Raw genomic sequence first — 21,464 nt, forward strand, 5'->3', positions numbered from 1 at the left:
GCAGCGGCAGGGAAGCAGGCCCGCCTCGTGAGAGGCGGGCCTTGTCGTTTCAGTCCGGCAGGGTGCCGGTGTAGCGGGCGCGCGGACGCAGCAGCGGGTACTGGTGATACTGCTCGCTGGCATGGGCAATCCAGCCAATGGCACGGCCGACGCCGGCGAGGGCGATCTCCTGGCCCTGCAGGCCCAGTTTGCGGCCGACGAAGGTCAGCAGGAGGATGAAGTCCATGGGCTGCCCGGTCAGCTCCTCGGCGACCGTGGCTGCCTCCAGCAGGCTGCGGAACTCCGCATCCTTGGCGAACAGCCGATGCAGGCTCTGCAGCAGGCAGGTCGCGCGGGGATCGCTTTCGCCGTGCTGATTGGAGCCAAAGCCCAGGATGGCGCCATCCTCGCGGAAGCGCTGGACGATCGGGTCCGCCGGATGGCGGGCGGTGCAAATGTCGTCCAGCAGGCGTGCCACCGACTCGTTCCTGCCGTAGGCCAGGTGCCGGCCCCGTGACGTGGCGATGCCCACAATCGCGGCGTAGTAGGGCGTTATGCCGGTGTTCGCGGCCGCCCTCACGCTGTAGGTGGTGGGGTCGAGTTCATGGTCGATGGACAGGATCAACACCTGGCGGATCAGGTCGGCCAGCGCCTCGTTCACCCCCAGCGATTCGGCGATGAACCGATGCAGGGGACGGTCATCGGGCACAGCTGCGCCGACCAGCAACGCAGCGAACCAGCGAACCACATCGACGCCGGTGCGGGCATAGCCTTCCACCGAGAGGTCGTGGGCGCGCGGGTTCTCACGCTCCAGCAGCGGGAACAGAGCGATCAGTTTTTCTCCCACGGCCAGGTCGCCCAGCGCCTTGAGCAGGGCGCCGGTGCCTTTCGGACGACGCGGCAGCGGCGCGTCGAAGACGCCTTCCGCCTGCCACATCAGTTCCGCTACCGCCTCGACGCTGGCGCTCGCGGCCAGTTGCGTCACGTCGTGCCCCCGGTAGTACAGCCCCTTGTCGGTCAGCAGCGTGATCGAGCTCTGCGCGCCAACGCGGGGAGCGTCGGTTCCGGATCCTGCTGTTGGCTTGAGCTTGCGCAGGCGTTCGATATCCGCCGCCCAGTACTTACGGCTGCGCGAGCCCTCGACCTTGAGCGAGCGGATGTTCTTCCGGCTGACGTAGGCATAAAGCGTCGGAAGGCTGATGCCGAGCGCGCTGGCGGCCTCGTCCGCGCTGAGGTAGAGATCGTCTTCTGGGGTGGACATGGCGGCCTCGGATTGATGAATTTCGTACAGATTTACTATTTATGGGGGCCTATATATCTTGCTGTCAACATCAACAGAATACATATATTGATCAATGTATGTGTTCGCCAGACGGAGACACGCATGGAAATTCGTGTTCTGGCGCCCAATGGCGCCATAGGCACCGGCTTCAAGGAAAGTTCGTTCGAGCGCGGGGTGTCGCTTGCCCCCCATGTGATTGCCTGTGACGCCGGTTCGACCGATTCGGGCCCGGCTTACCTGGGCAGCGGCAAGGCGCGGCTTTCCCGCGAAGCTTGCAAGCGCGACCTGCGCCTGCTCCTGCTGGCGCGTGACCGCTTGGGCGTTCCGCTGATCGTCGGGTCCTGCGGCACCAGCGGGAGGGACGCAGGGGTCAACTGGATGGCGGAGATCGCGCTGGAGATCGCGGACGAGGAGGGGCTCAACTTCCGCCTCGCGCTGATCTACTCCGATCAGGACGGCGAGTACCTGAAGCAGCGCCTGGCCGATGGACGCATTCAGGCGTTGCACCCGGCGCCGCCGCTCGACGAGCAGGTCATCGAACGCAGCCATGTGGTCGGCATGATGGGAACCGAGGCGCTGTCCGAAGCACTGGATCAGGGCGCCGAGGTGATCCTGGCGGGCCGTGCCAGCGACTCGGCGCTGTTCGCCGTGGTGCCCGAGCGCCTCGGCGCCGATCGCGGGTTGGTCTGGCACGCGGCGAAGACCATCGAGTGCGGCGCGGCCTGCTGTGTCACGCCGGCTGCCGATGGCCTGATCGCGTATATCCGCGAGGACCATTTCGAGATCGAGCCGCTGGACCCGCAGGCGCGCGTGACGCCCTTGTCCATCGCCGCGCACACCCTCTACGAGAACGCCAACCCCTTCCTGCTCACCGAGCCGGCCGGCATCGTGGACACCGAGCACGCGGTATATACCGCGACGAGCGAGCGCAGCGTGCGGGTGAGCGGTTCGAAGTTCCATCCGGCACAACGCTACAGCATCAAGCTGGAAGGTTCCGAGCCGGTGGGCTTCCAGTCGGTGATCATCGGCGGTATCCGCGACCCGAAAATCTTCCTGGGCCTGGATCGGTTGATCCCGATGGCGAAGCAGTATTTCCAGCAGCGCGTCGCCCAGTTGTTCGGAGGCCGGCTTGGCCCCGAGGACTACGACATCAGCTTCCGCAGTTATGGTCGCGGCGCGGTGATGGGTGAACTGGAGGTCGAGCGCGACAGCGTGCCGATCGAAGTCGGGGTGCTGATCACCGTCACGGCACCGACGCAGGAGCTGGCGAGTAAGATCGCCACCTTCGTCAGCCATGTCAGCGCGCACCTGCCGGTGCCCGGCTACGAAGGCATCATCAGCACCATCGCCTATCCGTTCTCGCCGCCGTACCTGGAACGAGGCGCCGTCTACCGGTTCAGTCTCAACCACGTGCTGTTCCCCGACTCGCCCAGCGAAATGTTCCGTCGCAAGATGATCGAGGTGTAATCCATGACTCAACTCTTCGAACTCTGCAGCCTGATCCGCTCCAAGAACGCCGGCCCGTTCATGCTCACCTTCGACCTGATGTTCGCATCGGCGGAGAGTTACCAGCGCGCCAAGCGGACCCAGCCCATCACCCGTGAGCTGATCTCGCGCATTTATCGCCAGCCGGAGGACGACATCACGCTGGTTTACCACGACGCGGCACAGGCGATAAAAATCTCCTTTCCCAGGCCGGTCTTCCAGGGCGAGCTGCACGACAGCGATTGCTACGGCGGTCAGCAATACGTGCCGCTGATGGGCATCACGGTCGCCGAATGATCACCTTCGATTCGCACAACAAGAATAAGGAATGAACATGGCCTGGGTCGGTTTTGCCATGGTGTTGACCTTCATGTACCTGATCATGAGCCAGCGGCTGTCCGCGGTCGTGGCGCTCATCCTGGTACCGGTCTGCTTTGCGGTTGCCTGCGGCTTCGGGCCGCAAACCGGAGGCATGGTGCTGGACGGCGTGCGTCAGCTCGCGCCCACGGCGCTGATGCTGATGTTTGCCATCCTGTTCTTCTCGATCATGTATGACGCCGGGTTATTCGAGCCGGCGGTGCGCCGGATCGTGCGGGCCGTGGGCAACGATCCGCTGCGGGTCAGCGTGGGAACCGCGGCCTTGTCGGCACTCATCTCCCTGGATGGCGACGGCTCGACCACGGTCCTGGTGGTCGTCACGTCCATGCTGCCGGTCTATCGGCGCCTGGGCATGAACCCGCTGATTATCGCGACGCTGGTGTTGCTGACCAATACATCCATCAACCTGGTGCCCTGGGGCGGGCCCACGGCACGCGCGGCGAGCGCGCTGCACGTGGATGCCATGCAGGTCTTCCAGGGACTGGTTCCGACCATGATCGCCGGCATCGCTTTCGCCTTCCTGGCGGCGGTCTGGTTCGGCCTCCGGGAGCGCCGGCGCCTGGGATGGACGCCGCAGTCAGGGGAGGCGAATCTTTCCGAGGAGATCCTCGCCGAGGTCCGCGAAACCCATCGCCCGAAGCTGTTCTGGGTCAACCTGGCGCTGACCATCGGCCTGGTGTTGTCCATGGCGCTCGGGCTGGGGCCGCTGCCGGTGCTGATGATGGTCGCCTTCGCCCTGGCATTGCTGATCAATTACCCGAGGCTGGATCAGCAAAAGGCGCGGATTGCCGCGCATGCCGACAATGTCCTCAACGTGCTGGCGCTGATATTCGCCGCGGGCGCCTTCACCGGCATCCTGGCAGGCACCGGGATGGTGGACGCCATGTCGGGCAAGTTCCTGGCCGTGGTTCCCGAAAGCGCGGGCCCGTACCTGAGCGTCATCACGGCCTTTGCCAGCGTTCCGTTCACCTTCTTCATGTCCAACGACGCCTTCTACTTCGGCATCCTGCCGGTGCTGGCGAAAAGCGCTGCGCAATATGGCGTCGACCCGGTGCTGGTGGCCCGCGCATCGGTCCTCGGCCTGCCGGTCCATGCGCTCAGCCCGCTGGTGGCGGCGGGGTACCTGATGAGCGGGTTGCTGAAGGTCGAGGTCGGCGCGCTCCAGCGGTTCTCCCTGAAATGGGCGCTTGCCAGCTCGCTGGTACTGATCGCCGCGGCCCTGGCAAGCGGCGCCATCCTGGCCTAGGCAAGAGCACTTACCGTCTCACTCCAGTGCTGCTCCACCATTGACCCGCTTCGGCGGGTTTTTTTATGGCGCTCCATGGCTTTCGCGAGTGGCCTCGGACGCAATCGGCGCAGCGACCTTCGAGCCCGGCGGATGTACGGTCGGCAAATCCTCTGAACTATCGCGGCGGGGATGATTCCACCGAGGGAGCGTCCGCCACTCTGGCGTTTCGCCGAACCGTGGGGTGACGACAGCGCCGGCCCGTTGCTGGCGCCGCGAATCCTCGATGCGCAGGGGCACCGCTGCCCCGGGAGATGCAGGATGAAAGAGGAAATTGTGCCCGAGCCCCGTCCGGGGCCGATCGCCGAACATGACAAGGACGGCGAGCGGCCGCCGAAGACGCCGGTCCGCCAGGAGGAGCCCGATCCAGCCCGTCCAGGGCCGGTGATCGAAGAGCCCCACGAGGAAGACGACCCCGCGCAGGACGATTCGAACGATCGGCGGTGAGCCACTGCCGGCGCCTGGGATCGAGGCCCTGGAGGGCGCCGTCCCGGGCCTCTGTGCGCCGCCAGCGCGGAGCGAGCCCCTTTGTAGTGGATTGGTAGCGGATGAGTTTGCCCGCAGCGCCCGGCGTCCGCCGCAGCCGGTGTCCGGGAGGTCGACATGAAGAAGCGCTACACCGTGCCACTGGTGAGCCTGGCGGTGATCGTCGTCCTGCTGGTGGCCGCGCATATCGCGTTGCCCTACGTGATCCGCAATTACCTCAACGAGAAACTCGACCGCATGGGCGATTACCACGGCCAGGTCCTCGACGTGGACCTGGCGCTGTGGCGCGGCGCGTATCGCATCAACGGTCTGCGGATCGTCAAGGTCAACGGCAAGGTGCCGGTGCCGCTGCTCGATGCGCCGGTGATCGACCTCTCGGTGAGCTGGCACTCGCTGTGGTACGACCACGCCGTGGTGGCGCGGGTCGTATTTCTGCGGCCGGAACTGAACTTCGTCGACGGTGGCAGCCGCCAGGACTCGCAGTCCGGCGCCGGCACCGATTGGCGGGAGCAGCTGGAGAAGCTGTTGCCGATCACCTTGAACGAAGTGCGCGTGCAGGATGGCCGCTTCAACTTCCGCAACTTCCACTCCAGACCGCCGGTGCATCTCGTCGCCAGCGACGTGCAGGCGAGCCTCTACAACCTCACCAACGTTGCCGATGCCAAGGGCGAGCGGGTGGCGCGCTTCGATGGCCGTGCGCAGCTCTTCGGGCATGCGCCGATGACCGTGCAGGCGAGCTTCGATCCGTTTTCCAACTTCGAAGACTTCGAGTTGCGCCTGCGCGTCAACGATGTCGAACTGCGCCGCCTCAACGATTTCGCCTCGGCCTATGGCAAGTTCGATTTCAACCAGGGCCACGGCACGCTGGTGATCGAGGCCCAGGCCGAGAAGGGCCAACTGAGCGGGTACATCAAGCCATTGCTGCGCGACGTGGATGTCTTCAACTGGCAGCAGGACGTCGAGAACAAGGACAAGAGCCTGTTCCGTTCGATCTGGGAAGCGCTGGTGGGCGGCGGAGAGACTGCTCTGAAGAACCAGCGCAAGGACCAGTTCGCCACGCGCGTGGAGCTCAGCGGCAGCGTCCACCGGCAGGACATCAACGGCTTCCAGGCCTTTCTCGGCATTCTGCGCAATGCCTTCATCCAGGCCTTCAACGCGCGCTACGAGCGATCTGCGCCGGAGCAGTGACGGCCGTTGCAGGCGGGTGGTCTGTTTTCGTCAGGAAACGCTCGCGTCTGAGGTACCATGCCGCGCCGAAACCTCCGCCCAACCCGCCGGTCGCTTATGTCCTCCAACGCGCTGTACACCGATCTTTCCGCCTACTACGACCTGATGTGCGCCGACATCGACTACCACGCGCAGAGCCACTGCGTGCGCCGGCTGCACCAGTTGTTCGGCAACCAGGGCGATCGGCACCTGGATCTCGCCTGCGGAACCGGGCCGCACGTGCGCCACTTCCTCGACTTCGGCTACCGCAGCGCCGGCCTGGACATCAACCAGCCCATGCTGGATATCGCCCAGTCGCGTTGTCCGGAGGCGCAGTTCAGCCGGCAGGACATGGCGGATTTCCGCGTGGCCGAGCCGCTGGACCTGATCACCTGCTTTCTCTACTCGATCCACTACAACGCCGGCATCGAGCCTTTGCGCAGATGCCTGGACAGCGTCCACGGCGCCCTCGCGGAGAACGGCGTGTTCTGCTTCAACACGGTGGACAAGGGGCAGATCGACAACCGCTCGTTCGTGCGCCACGCGGTGGAGCACGAGGGCAGCCGCTTCACCTTCGGCTCCGGCTGGTACTACAGCGGCGCGGGCGAGCGGCAGGCGCTGCGCCTGAGCATCGAGAAGAACACGGCGGGCATGATCGAGTCCTGGCAGGACGAACACACCATGGTCGCGCTGAGCTTCACCGAGCTGCAGCAGCTGTTGGCGCCGCAGTTCGACGTGCACGTCTTCGAGCATGACTACGAGCGGATCACGCCGTGGGGCGGTACGTCGGGGAATGCGTTGTTCGTCTGCGTCAAGCGCTAGGCCGCGGCCGGTAATCCACGCGGGGCCCCGCCCGGGCGCCGTGGGGATCGGCCGCGTCGCGCCTACGCCCGCTCGGGGCGGCGCAGTCCTAGGTGCTCGCGCAGCGTGCTGCCCCGGTATTCGCGGCGGTACAGCCCGCGCTTCTGCAACTCCGGCACGACGAGGTCGACGAAGCTGTCCAGGCCATGGGGCAGCAGCGGCGGCATGATGTTGAAACCATCGGCGGCGCCGGCGCTGAACCAGGCTTCCAGGTGATCGGCGATCTGCTTCGGGTCGCCGACCAGCGTGCAGTGCCCGCGCGCGCCAGCGACCCGCAGGTAGAGTTGGCGCAGGGTCAGGTTCTCGCGGCGGGCCAACTCGATGAACAGCGCCTGGCGACTCTTCATGGCATTGCTGGGCGGCAGTTCCGGCAGCGGCCCGTCCAGCGGGAAGCGCGACAGGTCCAGGCCGCCGGCCATGCCCGACAGCAGGGCGAGGCCGAGTTCCGGTTCGATCAGCCCTTGCAGCTCGGCGTGAAGGTCCTCGGCTTCGCTCTGGGTCCGACCGATCACCGGGGAGATGCCCGGCATGATCTTCAGCTCGTGGGGTTCACGTCCATAGCCAGCCAGGCGCCCCTTCAGGTCGCTGTAGAAGGCGCGTGCATCCTCCAGCGTCTGCTGCGCGGTGAACACCACTTCGGCGGTGCGCGCGGCCAGGGCCTTGCCTGGCTCCGACGACCCCGCCTGCACCAGCACCGGGTGGCCCTGCGGCGCACGCGGCTGGTTCAGCGGACCGCGCACCCGGTAGTAGTCGCCATGATGGGCGAGGGTCCGTAGTTTTGCCGGGTCGAAGTAGCTGCCGCTGAGCTTGTCGCGGCGGAAGGCGTCGTCGGCGAAGCTGTCCCACAGGCCGCGGGCGACGTCGATGAACTCCTCGGCGCGGGCATAGCGGTCGGCGTGCTCGAAGTGCTGGTCGAGGCCGAAGTTCTGCGCTTCCTGGTCGGTGGCGGAGGTCACCAGGTTCCAGCCGGCGCGGCCGCCGGACAGGTGATCGAGCGAGGCGAAGCGGCGCGCCAGCAGGTAGGGATCGTTGTAGCTGGTGGAGACCGTGGAAATCAGGCCGATGCGCTCGGTGACCGAGGCCAGCGAGGCGAGCAGCATCAATGGGTCGAATACCTCGCCGTGGGTGGTGTGCGCGGCGAGCTCGTTGCTCCCCAGCAGGGCGAGGTTGTCGGCGAAGAAGATCGCGTCGAACAGGCCGCGCTCGGCGGTCTGCGCCAGGCGGCGGAAGTGTGCGAAGTCCAGCGCCGCGGTGGGCGCCAGTGGGTGGCGCCAGGCGGCGAGGTGGTGGCCGCTGCCCATCAGGAAGGCGCCGAGGCTGATCTGTGTCTGGCTCATGTTCACCTCAGAAGTCGTAGCGCAGGGTCACGCCGGTCACGCGCGGCTGGCCCGGATAGCCCACGTACAGGCCGTTGGAGGAGGCGATGACCGCCTGGTAGTACTCCTTGTCGAAGGCGTTCTTCACCCACAGGGAGGCGTCCAGCAAGCCGTCGCCGACCTCGTGGCGCAGGCCCACGGAGAAGTTGGCCAGGCCGTAGCCGGGGATCTTCGACAGGCTGGAATTGTCCAGCGTGCCCTCGGCCTCGGAGCGGTAGGCGTAGCTCGCGGTGACGTAGGGTTCGAAGCGGTTGTCCAGTTGCCACTTGTATTCGCCGTTGAGGTTGGCGATCCAGCGCGAGGCGCCCATCACCCGGTCGCCGGAGAGGTCGCAGGTGCTCGGTGCGCCGGGCTGGCTGCTGACTTCGGCCGGGCAGGGTGCGTCCTTGAACGACAGGTAGGTGACGTCGTTGAACGAGCCGTTGACGTTCAGCGTCAGGCCGCGCAGCGGCAGCGCGGTGGCCTCGAACTCCAGGCCGCGCGAGCGCAGGTCGCCGGCGTTGGCCAGCACCTGGTAGCCGGTCACCGAGCCAGCGGGCTGGTAGTAGGTCGTGGCCTGGTAGCCGGTGATGCCAGTCCAGAACAGGTTGGCGTTGAGCTGCAGGCGACGGTCGAAGAGGGTGCTCTTGATCCCCAGTTCGGCGTCGTTGGCGCGCTCGGGGCCGACCAGCAGGGAGTCGGCACCGGCACTGGGCGCGCTGCCGACGCTGAGGTTCACCCCGCCGGATTTCTCGCCGTGGGACAACGAGGCATAGCCGAGCAGGTTATCGTCGAAGGTGTAGCTCAGGCTGAGCAGCGCCGAGGGCGCGGCATTGTGCAGGCTGAGGTCGCCGGAGTCGTAGGCGCCGGCCTGGCTGGCGCGGATCGCCGCCGGGATGCCGCCGACCGCGGCGCCGCCTTGCGGTGCGTAGCGCTCGACCTGCGCCTGCTTTTCTTCATAGGTGCCGCGCAGGCCGACGGTGAAGTCCAGCTTGTCGCTCAGGTGCCAGGTGCCCTGGGAGAACAGGGCGAAGCTGTTGGTGTCGATCCAGCCCTTGCTGGTGCTGCTGACGTTGTTCAGCGCGTTGAAGTTGGCGCCGATCAGGTTGAGGTCGGCCAGCGGGCCGAGGTCGACGAAGTAGCGGTTGTTCAGGCTCTGGCGGAAGGCGTAGGCGCCCACGACGTAGTCGAAGGCGCCACCGGTGGGCGAGGCCAGGCGGATTTCCTGGGAGAATTGGCGGTCGTGGATCTCGTAGCCCAGGTCGCGGATCACCGGTACGTCCAGTTCGTCCGAATCGTTGGCCGGGTTGAAGTGCCAATAGCGGTAGGCACTGATGGACGTCAGCGTGTAGCCGCCATCGAGGTTCCAGTTGGCCTCCACGGAGCTGGCGTTCTGGTGGACGCTGACGTTCTGCCGGCCGTCGATATTCGACTTGCCCAGCACCGGGTTGGCGCCGACCAGCGCGGCGCGGCGCCAGAACTGGCTGGAGGCGCCATAGATCACGCCGCTGCCCTGGCTGGAGTTCTCGCTGTTGTACTCGTTGATCCAGCGCAGGCTGAAATCGTCGTTGGGCTGGAACAGCAATTGGCCGCGCACTCCCTCGCGCTCGCCGCCGAGCAGGGTGCGGCCGTCGGAGAGGTTGTTCAGGTAGCCGTCGTCGCGGGTGCGATAGAGCGACAGGCGCCCGGCGAGGGTGTCGGTCAGCGGGCCGGAGAAACTGCCCTTGCCCTGGAAGTAGCCGTTCTCGCCACCGGAGGTTTCGATGCTGCTCTCGGGGGTGAAGGTCGGTTTGCGCGTGGTGATGTTCAGCACGCCGGCGGTGGTGTTCTTGCCGAACAGGGTGCCCTGCGGGCCACGCAGCAGGTCGAGTTGCTCGATGTCCATCAGGTCGAACACGGCCATGCCGGGGCGGCCGAGGTAGACGTTGTCCAGGTAGATGCCGGCGGAGCCTTCCAGGCCGTCGCTGGCCGGGTTGTTGCCGATGCCGCGCACGGCCAGGCTCGACTGGCGCGCGTGGATATAGGCGACGTTGACGCTGGGCAGCGCCTGCTGCAGGTCCTGGATCTTGTAGATGCGCTGCTTGTCGAGGGTGTCGCCGCTGAGCGTGGTGATCGGTGTCGGCACGTCCTGGGCGTTCTCTTCGCGGCGGCGAGCGGTCACCGTGACCGTCTGCAGAGCATCGGCGCTGGCTTGGCCGTCGGAGCTGGCGGCGCCCTGCTCATCGGCGACGGCGTTGCCAGCGGCCAGCAGCAGCGCCAGGGTCAGTGGATGCAGCGCCAAGCCGGTACGGCTGGTGCGCGAAGGAAGTCTATGCATGGCTTGTCCTTGCAGCGGGGCCGTGGCACGCACGGCTGGAAGTCGGCGGAACGGGGGCTGGTCACCCCTCTGGTCGCTGATGCTAGGCAAGCGCGTTCGAGTACGATGGGCTTTGGCGGACAATCCATGGTCCGCCGCAGACAGAGGCCGCTCTCACAGGGCCAGGGCGAAGCCGGCGACTGGCCGGACGGCAGCCGGTTGCACGGCCAGGCCCAGTTCGCCCTGGCGCCATTGGCCGGGGCTCTGGCCGGTCCAGCGGCGGAAGGCGCGGTTGAAGCTGCTGGGCTCGTTGAAGCCCAGTCGGTAGCAGACTTCGTTGACTGAGCAGTGAGGCTGGCGCAGGTGCGCGAACGCCAGCTCACGCCGCGTTTCCTCCAGCAGTTCGGTGAAGCTGGTGGCATGACGCAGCAAGTGGCGATGCAGGTTGCGCGTGCTCATGCCCAGTTCCCCGGCCACCAGCGCCTGCTGGACTTCGCCGCTGGGCAGCTGGCGCACGATCGACTGGCGCACCTGCTCGGGCAGGTCGTAGCCGGACAGGCGCTTGAGGTAGCTGTTGAGGCTACCGTCGAGGATCAGCGCCAGCTCACGGTTGCCGCTGCGCAGGGGCACATCGAGCAGGGCCGCGTCGTAGTCCACGGCGTTGTGCGCGGCATCGAAGATCAGGCGCTGGCCGAAGCGCGACTCCCAGGCCTCGGCGTCGAGCGGGCGGGGCCGCGCCAGGTGGACGCAACGCACCACGCCCAATCCCCAGATCGAGGTGGCGTGGCGCAGCCCGGAGGCAAGCAGCGCCTCGGTGGCCATCTGTTCGACCTGGGCGCGGGGAATGCGCCGATAGACCAGCCGGCAGACACCGGGACCGCGCTCCAGGCTGACCTGCCCGGAGGTACTGACCACGGGGGAGAAGCGCACCACGCGCTCCAATGCCTCGCCCACGGTCGCACTGCTTTGCAGGGCGAACAGCAGGCCATGGAAGTCCGTGGGCAGGCTGTGCGCGGCGACCTCCAGGCCGAATCCGGGATCGCCCGTGGTGCGTTCGACGGCGCGCCAGAGCGCGCTCATGCGCTCCAGCGGAATGCGCAGGTTGGCGTCCTGCAGTTGCCCCGGATCGATGCCGGCGGTCCGCAGCAGCGGTCTGGGATCGTGCCCGTGGGCCTGCAGGGCGCGGGCAATGACCTGGGCCCAGGTGGCGATGGTGTCGGCGTGCATGTGCGCTACTCGGCTGGAACGGCCCGGCGCCGGTCTGCGACGGTCGTTTGCGGCGTTCGGAGCGCCATCATGGCGAGTTTCGCTTAGCTCATGAAGGAATTGTTTTTATTATTTAAATAACTGGAATGACTAAAAAGTAACGCACTTTGTGCTGGCTGCGACGGCGCGCGGGCTGCCTCCAGAGGCTGTCGCTGCGATGCTTTCCCGGCATGGGAAATATGCCCGCAGGGCAGGGCGGTGCGGTACCCGCCCAGCGCTGGCCGAATCGGCCTCGCTCACAGCGTCCGTGGCTGGCGCGTGAAGATGCGCAGCAGGCCGCGCGCCAGCTCGCGGAACAGGCGGCCGGCGAAGCTGAAGTCGAGCACGCCGGTTTCGTCGACATAGCGCTGCCATTGCTCCGTCAGCGCCCGCAGCCGTTCCGGTTCCTTCTCGGCCAGGTCGTGGATCTCGCCGGGGTCGCGGGTCAGGTCATAGAGCTGCCAGCGGCCGGGACCGTCCGGCTTGGGAATGTACAGCGCCTTCCAGCGACCCTGGCGAACGGCGCGGGCGCGGAACAGCTCCCAGCCGGTGGTTTCATCCTGTGCATGCGGCTCGGCCTCTTCGCCCTGCAGGTAGGCCAGCAGCGAGCGGCCGCGCAGCGGCAGCACTTCGCGGCCCTGGTAGTGGCTGCCCGGATGACGGGTGCCGGCCAGTTCCAGCAGGGTCGGCACGATGTCCATCACCGTGGCGAAGGCATGGCTGATGGTGCCTTGCAGGCGCAGGCCCGGCCAGGTGATGAAGGCCGGCACGCGGATGCCGCCCTGGCTGGTGAAGAGCTTGAACTGGCGCGACGGCGCCGTCGCCGCCTGGGCCCAGCGCGGGCCGTACCAGACATAGGAGTTGGCGCGACCGACGTTTTCCAGGCTGTTGTCATAGTGCTTGCCGATGAAGCGCTGGGCGCGCTTGCCGACGATGGGCAGGGCCTCCAGCGCGGCACCTTCGGCACCGTTGTCGGAGAGGAACAGGATTACCGTGTCCTCCAGCTCGCCGCTGGCGCGCAGGTGTTCCACCACGCGGCCGACGTTCCAGTCCAGGCGATCGACCATGGCGGCGTAGACCTCCATGGCGCGAGCCGACTGCTGCCGGCCGGCTTCATCCAGCTCGTGCCAGTTCGGCGTGTCGGCCACCACCGGGTGGGCCTCCACGTCCTCCGCGATCAGCCCCAGTTCCTTGAGCCGGGCCAGACGTTGCTCGCGCAGCACGTCGGGGCCGCCGTCGTAGCGGCCCTTGTACTTGGCGATCAGTTCGTCCGGCGCCTGCAAGGGAAAGTGCGGGGCGGAGAACGGCAGGTAGGCGAAGAAGGGCCGGTCGTCGTCCGCCGGGCGTTGGTTCAGGTAGTCGAGCAGGCGGTCGGTGAAGGCATCGGAGGAGTAGAAGTCTTCCGGCAGTTCGCTCACCGATTCGAGGCCGTCGCGGTAGGTGCCTTCGACCGCGTGCAGCAAGCGTGGCATCTGGTGTGGAGGAACGTCGGGCGACCAGCCGTAATGATTGTGCGCCGCTCCTTCGAGGGTGAACGAGCGCTCGAAGCCGCGCGCCGCCGCCGAGGTTTCCGCCGTGCGGCCCAGGTGCCACTTGCCGGAGATCAGCGTGTGGTAGCCGGCATCGCGGAGCAGCTCGGCGAGGCTCACCACACGCTGGTTGATGTGGCCTTCATAGCCGGGGTTGCGGCGGATGGTTTCGTCGCTGAACTCGGCCATCGCACCAATGCCGGCGAGATGATGGTCGGTGCCGGTCAGCAGCATCGCGCGGGTTGGCGAGCAGGCCGAGGCGGCATGGAAATCGGTGAGGCGCAGTCCGGCGGTGGCCAGGGCATCGAGGTGCGGTGTATCGATCTCGCCGCCGAAGGCGCCGAGGTCGGAGAAACCCAGGTCGTCGGCGACGATCAGCAGGAAGTTCGGGCGTTTGCTCATGTGCATCTCGCGAAGGGAATGGCGGCCACCGGCGCAGGCCGGGCGCAGTGCCGCGCCACGAGCCGTTGCATCGGTATTCGGGTGTGAATCGCCGGGCCGATATATCAACGTCGCTATCGATGCCTTCAGGCGATAAGGGCGTCCATTAAAGGGCGCGCCTCAGCCCGCCGGCCAGTGCCTTCGAGGAATACTTTTCATGCCTTTGCGGCATCTTCCCGGCAGGCCTGGCGCGACGATACGCAACCCGACTTTTCATGGACCGGGGGAGTCGCGAAGCTCTACCGAATCCGCCTTGCTTCGGCGGGTGGCGCACGGCCGAACAGTCGCTTGAACTACTGGTTGAGCAGCGCGGTGCCGCGCTCTTCCGCCCTGAGTGTCAGGACCTCGACGCCGTCGGCGGTTACCGCCACGGTATGTTCGAACTGGGCGGACAGCTTGCCGTCGAGGGTCACCACGGTCCACTCATCCGCCAGTGTTTTCACGCCCGCGCGCCCTTCGTTGAGCATGGGCTCGATGGTGAAGACCATGCCCTCCTTGAGCACCAGCCCGCTGCCCGGCCTGCCGAAGTGCAGGACCTGCGGCGGCTCGTGCATCTCGCGGCCGATGCCGTGCCCGCAATAGTCGCGCACGACCGAATAGCCGTGCTGGCGGGCATGCCGCTCGATCGCATGGCCGACATCGCCGAGCGTTGCGCCGGGCTTCACCGCATGGATGCCTTTCCACATGGCTTCGCAGGTGACGCGGACCAGGCGCCGGGCCGACGGCTCGACGGCGCCCACCAGGTAGGTCTTGCTCGAATCGGCGATGTAGCCGTTCTTCTCCAGCGTGATGTCGAAGTTGATGATGTCGCCGTTGCGGATGCGCTGGTCGGCGGACGGCACACCATGGCACACGACCTGGTTGGCCGAGGAGTTGAGTACATAGGCGAAGCCGTACTGGCCCTTGCTGGCGGGCCTGGACGCGAGGTCGTGGGTGATGAAGTGCTCGACCCGGTCATTCACTTCCAGTGTCGTCATGCCTTCCAGCGCCAGGGAGTCCACGAGCTCGAAGACTTTGGCGAGCAGTTTCCCCGACTGCGCCAGGAGGGCCAGCTCCTGCGGCGTCTTGATCATTTTGCAGCGCCCGCGAGGGGATACGTCACCCCGGCTTCCTGGAGTTCGCGGGTGACGATTTCATTGAAGCTCAGCGTCGGGTTGAGCTCGCACAGCATGCCGATCTTTATCCAGAAAGCCGCCTGCGCGTTGATCGAGCGGCAGCCCACCGTGCTGGCGCGGCGGAGCTGGTCGTGGAGTTCGTCGTCGAGATTGATGATGCCCATCGAGCGATGTCCTATATGATTCATAACAGAATATATATTAATCGTATTGAATGACGCGGGAGGATGCAACGTCAGGCGTCGGACAGCCTGACCTGCCGCGGCGGGGCATAAGGTTATGCGCGAATGTTCTGCAAGATTTTCCTCGCTCGCTCCACAGGGATTCAGCAGGCACACCTGCCTGAATGTCTGGGAGTGGAGTGGATGGAAGAATCTTCAGCGGGTTGGGACGCGCTGCGTCAGCAACTGGAACGGGACCGTTTCGGCCGCGCCGAATGGCCGACATGGGTGCTGCTGGTGGGAGTGCAACTGGCCTGGTTCGGCTTGCTCTGGGCCAGCGCATGGCTGGGTCGCTGGCCGACCACCGTGCTGCTGGTGCCGGTGGTGACCTTGTGGATGTCGGTGCAGCACGAGTTGCTGCATGGCCATCCCACCCGGTTGAACTGGCTGAACAAGCTGCTGGGTTATGCACCCTACGCACTCTGGTATCCCTACACGCTGTACCGCGACAGCCATCTCGCCCACCACGACGACGAGGCGCTGACCCTGCCCGGTGTCGATCCGGAAAGCCGTTATGTCGCCCTCGCGCGCTGGGCGCGCCTGTCGTCGTTGTCCCGTACGCTGCGCTGGGTGGACAAGACTGTGCCTGGCCGTCTGCTGATCGGCGCGCCGCTGGCGTTGCTGGGCATGGCCGGGGAAGAGGGCCGGCGCTTGCTGCGCGGCGAGCGGCAGGCCTGGCTGATGTGGGGCACCCACGGTCTGTTGTGCGTGGCGCTGCTGGCGTTCGTCGAGCACTTCAGCACGTTGTCGGCGATGCAGTACGTGGTGTGGGTCAGCGTCCCGGCGCTGGCGCTGGCGATGCTGCGTTCCTTCTACGAGCACCGCCCGGCTGCCGCACCGCAGCAGCGCAGTGTGCTCAACGAAGCCGGCTGGCCGTGGCGCTGGCTGTTCCTCAATCTCAACCTGCACTTGGTCCACCACGACCTGCCGTGGCTGCCCTGGTACCGTTTGCCGGCGGTGTATCGCGAGCGCCGGGGATTCTGGCTGGCGCGTAGCGGCGGCTTCCTCGTGCGGGGCTACGGTGAATTGATCCGCCGGCACGCGCTGCGCCCGGTGGACAACCCGCAACATCCCTTCGCCGGACTGGAGCGCTCGGCATGATCACAGGTGTGGCCGAACTGCCGATGTACCCGGCGCCCGAGGCGATCCACGCCGCCAGCGAACGGTGGATCGCGCGGACCCTGGAATTGCTCGATGCACAGCGCAAGCCCTGGCGGGGCGACGATCTTCATGCGTTGTTCCGCGCGCCGGACCTGCTGTTCACCCAGACCTGCGGCTACCCGCTGATGACCGCGCTGCGTGGGCAGGTGCAACTGGTGGGCCGGCCGGATTTCAACCTTCCCCACAGTGGCGGCGGCGAGCATTGCAGCCTGCTGCTGGTGCGCGCCGATGATCCACGGGCCGACCTTGATGCACTACGCGGCTGCCGCGGGGCAGCCAACAACAGCGACTCGAATACCGGCATGAATCTGCTGCGCCATGCCCTGGCGCCCTGGCAGCGTGATGGACGCTTCTTCGGCGAGTTCGCCTGGAGTGGCAGCCATCGCCAGAGCTTGCGCTGGCTGCGCGAGGGCAGGGCGGACCTGATCGCCGTGGACAGCGTGACCTTCGCCTACCTGCAGCTCCACGCCACGGAGGAAACCACCGGTGTGCGCCTGCTGCAGCGCAGCGCGCCAAGTGCCGCGCTGCCCTACATCAGCGCCGCTGATGCCGCGCAGGCGGCGAGGATTCGCGATGCGCTCAACGCCGCGTTGGAAGCGCTGCCCGAGGTGGCCGCCACGCTGCGTATCCGCCGGGTCCTGCCGGCCAGCGAAAGCGACTACGAGCCCTTGCTGGAGTACCAGAGCGAGGCCACGGCCCGGGGCTTCGCGGCGCTGCATCCCGGCGCCTGAAGGTTTCGCGCTGGTGCATAGCGAAGCTGATATTTGGATATAATAAGCTGCTACAAAGCTATTTTTAAAGAATAAGACGCCTTGCTAGGATGCCTCCACCGGATCACCGGACTCCCCTGCATCATTCCTGTTCCTGGAGCCGACATGTCCGGTGCCGACAATTCCCATGGCCACGTGGTGGGCCTGCTGTTCCGCCAGCACTACGACTGGCTCCAGGGCCGGCTGCGCCGGCACCTGGAGTCCGGCGCCAGCGCCGAAGACCTGGCCGCCGAAACCTTCGTCCAGCTCCTCGCCAGCCCCGCGCTGGCGCCCATCCGCGAGCCGCGCGCGCTGCTCACCACCATTGCCCGCCGGTTGCTGTTCCAGCTGTGGCGGCGGCGCGACCTGGAGCGCGCCTATTTCGACAGCCTCGATCCCGATGCGGCGGATGAGCGTTCCCCGGAACAACTGGCCGAGCTGCTGGAGGCATTGCAGCGCATCGACCAGTTGCTCGACGGTCTGCCGGGCAAGGTCAAGGCGACCTTCCTGCTGTCGCAGATCGACGGCCTGACCTATCCGGAGATTGCCCGCACCCTCGGCATTTCCCAGCGCTCGGTAAGCGACTACATGACCCGGGCGCTGCAACGCTGCCTGAAGGCGAGCCTGTCATGAGCGGCGAACAGGAACAGGCGCTGCTCATCGAGCAGGCCACCCGCTGGTTGGTGCTGCTGCGTTCCGGTCACGCCAGCCACGAGGATCTGCGTGCCTTCGCGCAGTGGCGTGCGCGGGATGCTCGCCATCAGCAGCTATGCGACCAGCTCGAACGCACCCTCGGGGTATTCCGCGTTGCCCAGGAGCAGGGCGTGCGCGGCGAACAGCTGCAGCGCACCCTGAGCGCCGCCGGGGCCAGCCGCCGTCGTGTGATGCGGGGGGCGCTGGTAGGCGCGGGCGTCATGCTCGGCGCCGGGCTGCTGGCCAACCGGCAACTGCCGTTGGATGAGCTGACGGCGGACCTGCACACCGCCACCGGCCAGCGCCAGCGAATCAACCTGGACGATGGCAGCGAGCTGGTGCTCAACGCCCGCAGCGCGGTCGATCTCGACTTCTCCGCGCAACGCCGGGTGCTGCGGCTGCGGCGCGGAGAAATCCAGCTGAGGGTGGCCGCCGACCGGCGGCCGCTCCTGGTGGTCAGCCCCTTCGGCCAACTGGCCAGTCAGGGTGGCCGCCTGCAACTGCGGCTGGAGACCGACCGCTGCGCCGTCACCGCGCTGGACGCCTCGCTGGAGCTGGTGACGCTGGCCGGCGAACGCCTGCAACTGCCGCGCCGCCAGCAGGTCAGCTTCGACCGCTTTGCCTTCGCCATGCCAGCGCCGTTGCAAGGCGGCGAGGGCGCCTGGGTGGACGGGCTGCTGGAGGTGCGCAACCAGCGCCTGGGCGAAGTGCTCGACGCGTTGCGGCCATACCGCAGTGGCGTGCTGCGCGTCGATCCGGCGGTGGCGGAGCTGCGCGTCAGCGGCCTGTTCCGTCTCGACGACAGCGACCAGGCCCTGGATGTGCTGGCGCGCACCTTGCCGATCCGCATCGCGCGCCGCACGGCGCTGTGGGTGAGTGTGGGGCCTGCCTGAGAGGCGCCGCCTTCCGCCGGCGGTTCTAAGGACATAACCAAACGATCTGCAAGTTTCCCGTTCGCCGCTGCACATCCATGACGTGAGCGCCGCCCCTTGCGGCGCATTGTTTGGGGGAGTCATGTCGCGTCATTCCGTTTTCGTTCGCAAGGCCGGGGCCTTCGCCCTGGGTTCTCTCGCTGCGCTGTACCTGGGCTCGGCGCTCGCCGCCGGTCCTGCGCAGGCCTATCACATCGCGCCCGGTCCGCTGGATGAGGTGCTGCTGTCGATCAGCCGGCAGAGCGGCCAGGTGATTTCCTTCACCCCGGAGCTGGGCCATTACTCGTCGGCGGCCGTGGATGGCACCTATTCGGCGCAGCAGGCGGTGGACGCCGCGCTGCGCGGCACCGGCCTGCAGTTGCAGGTAAGCGAGGATGGCGCCTTCGTCGTGCGCAAGTCCGGCAAGCCCCAGCGCGCCTCCGGCGCAGCAGTGGATTCGAGCACGCCGACCCTGGATCGCGTGGTCGCCATCGGCACCCGCCGGCAAGACGCCACCGCGCTCACCAGCAGCGCGCCGGTTGACGTGATCGATGCCAAGGAGCTGGTGCAGACCGGCGCCACCAGTCTCAACCAGGCGCTGTTCCAGCTGCTGCCCTCGTTCAACTTCCCGCAGAACCAGAGCGCCACGCGCGGCCAAGACCCGAAAGGCGCGTCGCTGCGCGGCCTGTCGCCGGACCAGACGCTGGTGCTGGTCAACGGCAAGCGCCGGCACGCCTCGGCGGTGGTGAACATCTCCGGCGGCGTGCCCTTCATCGGCGCGCAGTCGGTGGACCTGGATATGATCCCGATCAGCGCCATCGACCACGTCGAAGTGCTGCGCGATGGCGCCTCGGCACAGTACGGCTCGGACGCCATCGCCGGGGTGATCAACATCGTTCTCAAGGAGCGCGACAGCGGCGGCCAGGCCACCACGCAACTGGGCAAGTTCAGCCAGGGTGACGGCTTCAGCAAGTCCGCCGATGGTTGGGCTGGCCTTGCGTTGCCGGGGGATGGCTTCCTCACGCTGAGCTTCAACGGGCTGAACAACAAGCCCGACGATATCGGCGAGAAATACTACGCCGACGGCGAGTTGCAGGACCCGCGCTGGGGCGGCGCGAGCCGGGAGAAATTCAACCTCGCGGCCAACGGCGAGATCGGCCTGAGCGATGCCTGGCGCCTGTACAGCTTCGGCACCTTCGGCCGCGACACTTCGTACAACAACACGCCGCCGCTGCTGGCCGGCAGCCCGAACAACGTGCCGCAGATCTACCCCGAAGGCACCATTCCGCAGTACCGCTACCACTACGAGGACGCCTCGCTGACCTTCGGTTCGCGCTACGAGGACGAGTCCCTCGGGCGCTTCGACCTGTCCGCCACCTATGGCCGCGACAAGCACACCGAGCGCGCCTCGGACACGGTCAACCCGAGCTACGGCGTGGCCAGCCCGACCAGCTTCGACGTCGCCACCCTGATCAACGAGCAGACCAACCTCAACGCCGACTACAGCCGCGACGTGGACGTGGACTGGGCCTTCAAGCCGGTGACGCTGTCCGCCGGCCTGGCCTGGCGCGACGAGCGCTATCGCCTGGAAGAGGGCGACTTCGCCTCCTATTCCTTCGGCGGCATCGATGGCGTGCAGGTCGGCGCGGTGCAGGCTTCGGGCCTGATGCCGGACGACGCGGCCACCTACACCCGCCAGGTTCGCGGGCTTTACCTGGGGCTGGAAAACCAGCTCACCGAACGCTTCCAATTCGGCCTCGCCGGGCGCACCGAGCACTATTCGGACTTCGGCACCACCACCACCGGCAAGGTCTCCGCACGCTACGAGCTGACCCCGCAACTGGGCCTGCGCGCGACCATCAACAACGCCTACCGCGCTCCGACCCTGGGACAGATCGGCACCTCCTGGACCACCACCACCAACGTCGGCGCCGACGGCAACCCGGTGCTGACCCGCATGCTGCCGGTCGACAACCCGGCCGCCCGCGCGCTGGGGGCGCAGAAGCTTAAGCCGGAGAAGTCCGACAACTACTCCCTGGGCCTGGTCTGGCGCCCGAGCGAGCAGGCCTCGCTGACCGTGGACGCCTACCAGATCGATATCCGCGACCGCATCCTCTACAGCGGCGGCATCTACGGGCCGGAGGCCGAGCGCATCCTCACCGAAGCGGGCTATGGCCAGTACAGCTGGGCGCAGTTCATGACCAACGCCGCCGACACCCGCACCCGTGGCGTGGACGTGGTGGGCAAGTACAACCTGGAGCTGGGCGCCTACGGCAATCTCGCGCTGTCCGCCGGCTACACCAAGACCCGCACGCGGGTGGAGAAGATCCACGAGAACCCCAACGGCTTCGTCACCGTCACCCGCGAATCCGAGGGCTACCTGGAGCATGGCTATCCCGAGGACAAGCTGGTGCTCGGCGCCGTGCACAGCTACGGCCCCTGGACCTTCAGCCTCTACGAGACGCGCTTCGGCCGCTACCGCAAGTACGCCTCGGACGCGAGCGCCGCGCAGTACGACCAGACCTTCTCCGCGCAGTGGATCACCGACCTGGACATCAACTACGCGTTCAACCGCAGCCTGAAGCTGTCGGTCGGCGCCAACAACCTCTTCGACAGCCACCCGGACAAGTACAACGAGCAACTGCGCCAGACCCCGGCGCAGCAATACAGCTTCCTCTCGCCGGCCGCTCCCGAGGGCACCTTCTACTACACCAAGCTCACCTACGACTTCTGACCGGGAGGGGCGCGCCTGCTGGCGCGCCCGCGACCTGATCACACCACGAGGA

General features: G+C 66.8%; 18 protein-coding genes. 11 read left to right on the forward strand and 7 right to left on the reverse strand.

From position 1 onward, the window contains the following. Positions 1 to 49: 49 nt before the first annotated feature. Positions 50 to 1,240 (reverse strand): citrate synthase, encoded by a 1,191-nt coding sequence (locus JVX91_RS16530; RefSeq protein ID WP_205335277.1) that lies wholly within the window; start codon positions 1,238 to 1,240, stop codon positions 50 to 52. Between the two features lie 123 nt (positions 1,241 to 1,363). On the opposite strand from JVX91_RS16530, the gene JVX91_RS16535 reads away from it, so the two are divergent. The 6 genes from JVX91_RS16535 to JVX91_RS16560 all read left to right on the forward strand — a co-directional run bounded on the left by JVX91_RS16535 (position 1,364) and on the right by JVX91_RS16560 (position 6,923). After that, positions 1,364 to 2,728 carry an acyclic terpene utilization AtuA family protein gene (locus tag JVX91_RS16535; RefSeq protein ID WP_205335278.1) on the forward strand — a complete coding sequence of 455 codons (1,365 nt, stop codon included), beginning with the start codon at positions 1,364 to 1,366 and terminating at the stop codon, positions 2,726 to 2,728. A gap of 3 nt (positions 2,729 to 2,731) precedes the next feature. Next, the gene (locus JVX91_RS16540; protein WP_205335279.1) at positions 2,732 to 3,043 is read left to right on the forward strand and encodes a DUF4387 domain-containing protein; all 312 of its coding nucleotides are present in this window, start codon (positions 2,732 to 2,734) and stop codon (positions 3,041 to 3,043) included. 37 nt (positions 3,044 to 3,080) lie between these two features. Further along, entirely contained in the window at positions 3,081 to 4,370 is a 1,290-nt protein-coding gene (locus tag JVX91_RS16545; protein ID WP_205340027.1) for a citrate:proton symporter, read from the forward strand. A 300-nt stretch (positions 4,371 to 4,670) separates the two neighbouring features. Next, positions 4,671 to 4,856: a hypothetical protein gene (locus JVX91_RS16550; protein ID WP_205335280.1), complete on the forward strand. Its 186-nt coding sequence runs from the start codon at positions 4,671 to 4,673 to the stop codon at positions 4,854 to 4,856. 156 nt (positions 4,857 to 5,012) lie between these two features. After that, a complete protein-coding gene (locus JVX91_RS16555; RefSeq protein ID WP_205335281.1) occupies positions 5,013 to 6,083 on the forward strand; it encodes a DUF748 domain-containing protein in 1,071 nt (356 codons plus the stop codon). A 96-nt stretch (positions 6,084 to 6,179) separates the two neighbouring features. Continuing rightward, positions 6,180 to 6,923 (forward strand): class I SAM-dependent methyltransferase, encoded by a 744-nt coding sequence (locus JVX91_RS16560; protein ID WP_205335282.1) that lies wholly within the window; start codon positions 6,180 to 6,182, stop codon positions 6,921 to 6,923. A 62-nt stretch (positions 6,924 to 6,985) separates the two neighbouring features. Here the strand turns inward: JVX91_RS16560 and JVX91_RS16565 are convergent, their stop codons facing one another. From JVX91_RS16565 to JVX91_RS16590, 6 genes are all read right to left on the reverse strand, one after another. Next, positions 6,986 to 8,299 carry an LLM class flavin-dependent oxidoreductase gene (locus JVX91_RS16565; RefSeq protein WP_205335283.1) on the reverse strand — a complete coding sequence of 438 codons (1,314 nt, stop codon included), beginning with the start codon at positions 8,297 to 8,299 and terminating at the stop codon, positions 6,986 to 6,988. A 7-nt stretch (positions 8,300 to 8,306) separates the two neighbouring features. Further along, positions 8,307 to 10,634, reverse strand: coding sequence for a TonB-dependent receptor (locus JVX91_RS16570; protein ID WP_205335284.1), 2,328 nt, complete (start codon positions 10,632 to 10,634; stop codon positions 8,307 to 8,309). Between the two features lie 153 nt (positions 10,635 to 10,787). Beyond that, positions 10,788 to 11,840 carry an AraC family transcriptional regulator gene (locus tag JVX91_RS16575; RefSeq protein ID WP_205335285.1) on the reverse strand — a complete coding sequence of 351 codons (1,053 nt, stop codon included), beginning with the start codon at positions 11,838 to 11,840 and terminating at the stop codon, positions 10,788 to 10,790. 275 nt (positions 11,841 to 12,115) lie between these two features. Beyond that, entirely contained in the window at positions 12,116 to 13,789 is a 1,674-nt protein-coding gene (locus JVX91_RS16580) for an arylsulfatase (protein ID WP_205335286.1), read from the reverse strand. A 332-nt stretch (positions 13,790 to 14,121) separates the two neighbouring features. Further along, positions 14,122 to 14,901, reverse strand: a complete 780-nt coding sequence (map, locus tag JVX91_RS16585; RefSeq protein ID WP_205335287.1) for a type I methionyl aminopeptidase — start codon at positions 14,899 to 14,901, stop codon at positions 14,122 to 14,124. Further along, a complete protein-coding gene (locus JVX91_RS16590) occupies positions 14,898 to 15,107 on the reverse strand; it encodes a ParD-like family protein (protein ID WP_205335288.1) in 210 nt (69 codons plus the stop codon). Before JVX91_RS16590 ends, map begins: the two co-directional genes overlap by 4 nt. Before the next feature lie 201 nt (positions 15,108 to 15,308). Between JVX91_RS16590 and JVX91_RS16595 the strand changes: the two genes are divergently transcribed. The 5 genes from JVX91_RS16595 (at position 15,309) to JVX91_RS16615 (ending at position 21,412) form a co-directional block, all read left to right on the forward strand. Next, on the forward strand, positions 15,309 to 16,265 hold the full coding sequence (locus tag JVX91_RS16595; RefSeq protein ID WP_205335289.1) for a fatty acid desaturase: 957 nt from the start codon (positions 15,309 to 15,311) through the stop codon (positions 16,263 to 16,265). Next, positions 16,262 to 17,056: a PhnD/SsuA/transferrin family substrate-binding protein gene (locus tag JVX91_RS16600; protein WP_205335290.1), complete on the forward strand. Its 795-nt coding sequence runs from the start codon at positions 16,262 to 16,264 to the stop codon at positions 17,054 to 17,056. Before JVX91_RS16595 ends, JVX91_RS16600 begins: the two co-directional genes overlap by 4 nt. Positions 17,057 to 17,200: 144 nt before the next feature. Continuing rightward, positions 17,201 to 17,707 (forward strand): sigma-70 family RNA polymerase sigma factor, encoded by a 507-nt coding sequence (locus tag JVX91_RS16605; RefSeq protein ID WP_205335291.1) that lies wholly within the window; start codon positions 17,201 to 17,203, stop codon positions 17,705 to 17,707. After that, positions 17,704 to 18,660 (forward strand): FecR domain-containing protein, encoded by a 957-nt coding sequence (locus tag JVX91_RS16610; RefSeq protein WP_205335292.1) that lies wholly within the window; start codon positions 17,704 to 17,706, stop codon positions 18,658 to 18,660. Before JVX91_RS16605 ends, JVX91_RS16610 begins: the two co-directional genes overlap by 4 nt. A gap of 121 nt (positions 18,661 to 18,781) precedes the next feature. After that, a complete protein-coding gene (locus JVX91_RS16615; RefSeq protein WP_205335293.1) occupies positions 18,782 to 21,412 on the forward strand; it encodes a TonB-dependent receptor in 2,631 nt (876 codons plus the stop codon). Positions 21,413 to 21,464: the final 52 nt, after the last annotated feature.

It is taken from the genome of Pseudomonas sp. PDNC002, from assembly GCF_016919445.1.
Classification (GTDB): Bacteria; Pseudomonadota; Gammaproteobacteria; order Pseudomonadales; family Pseudomonadaceae; genus Pseudomonas.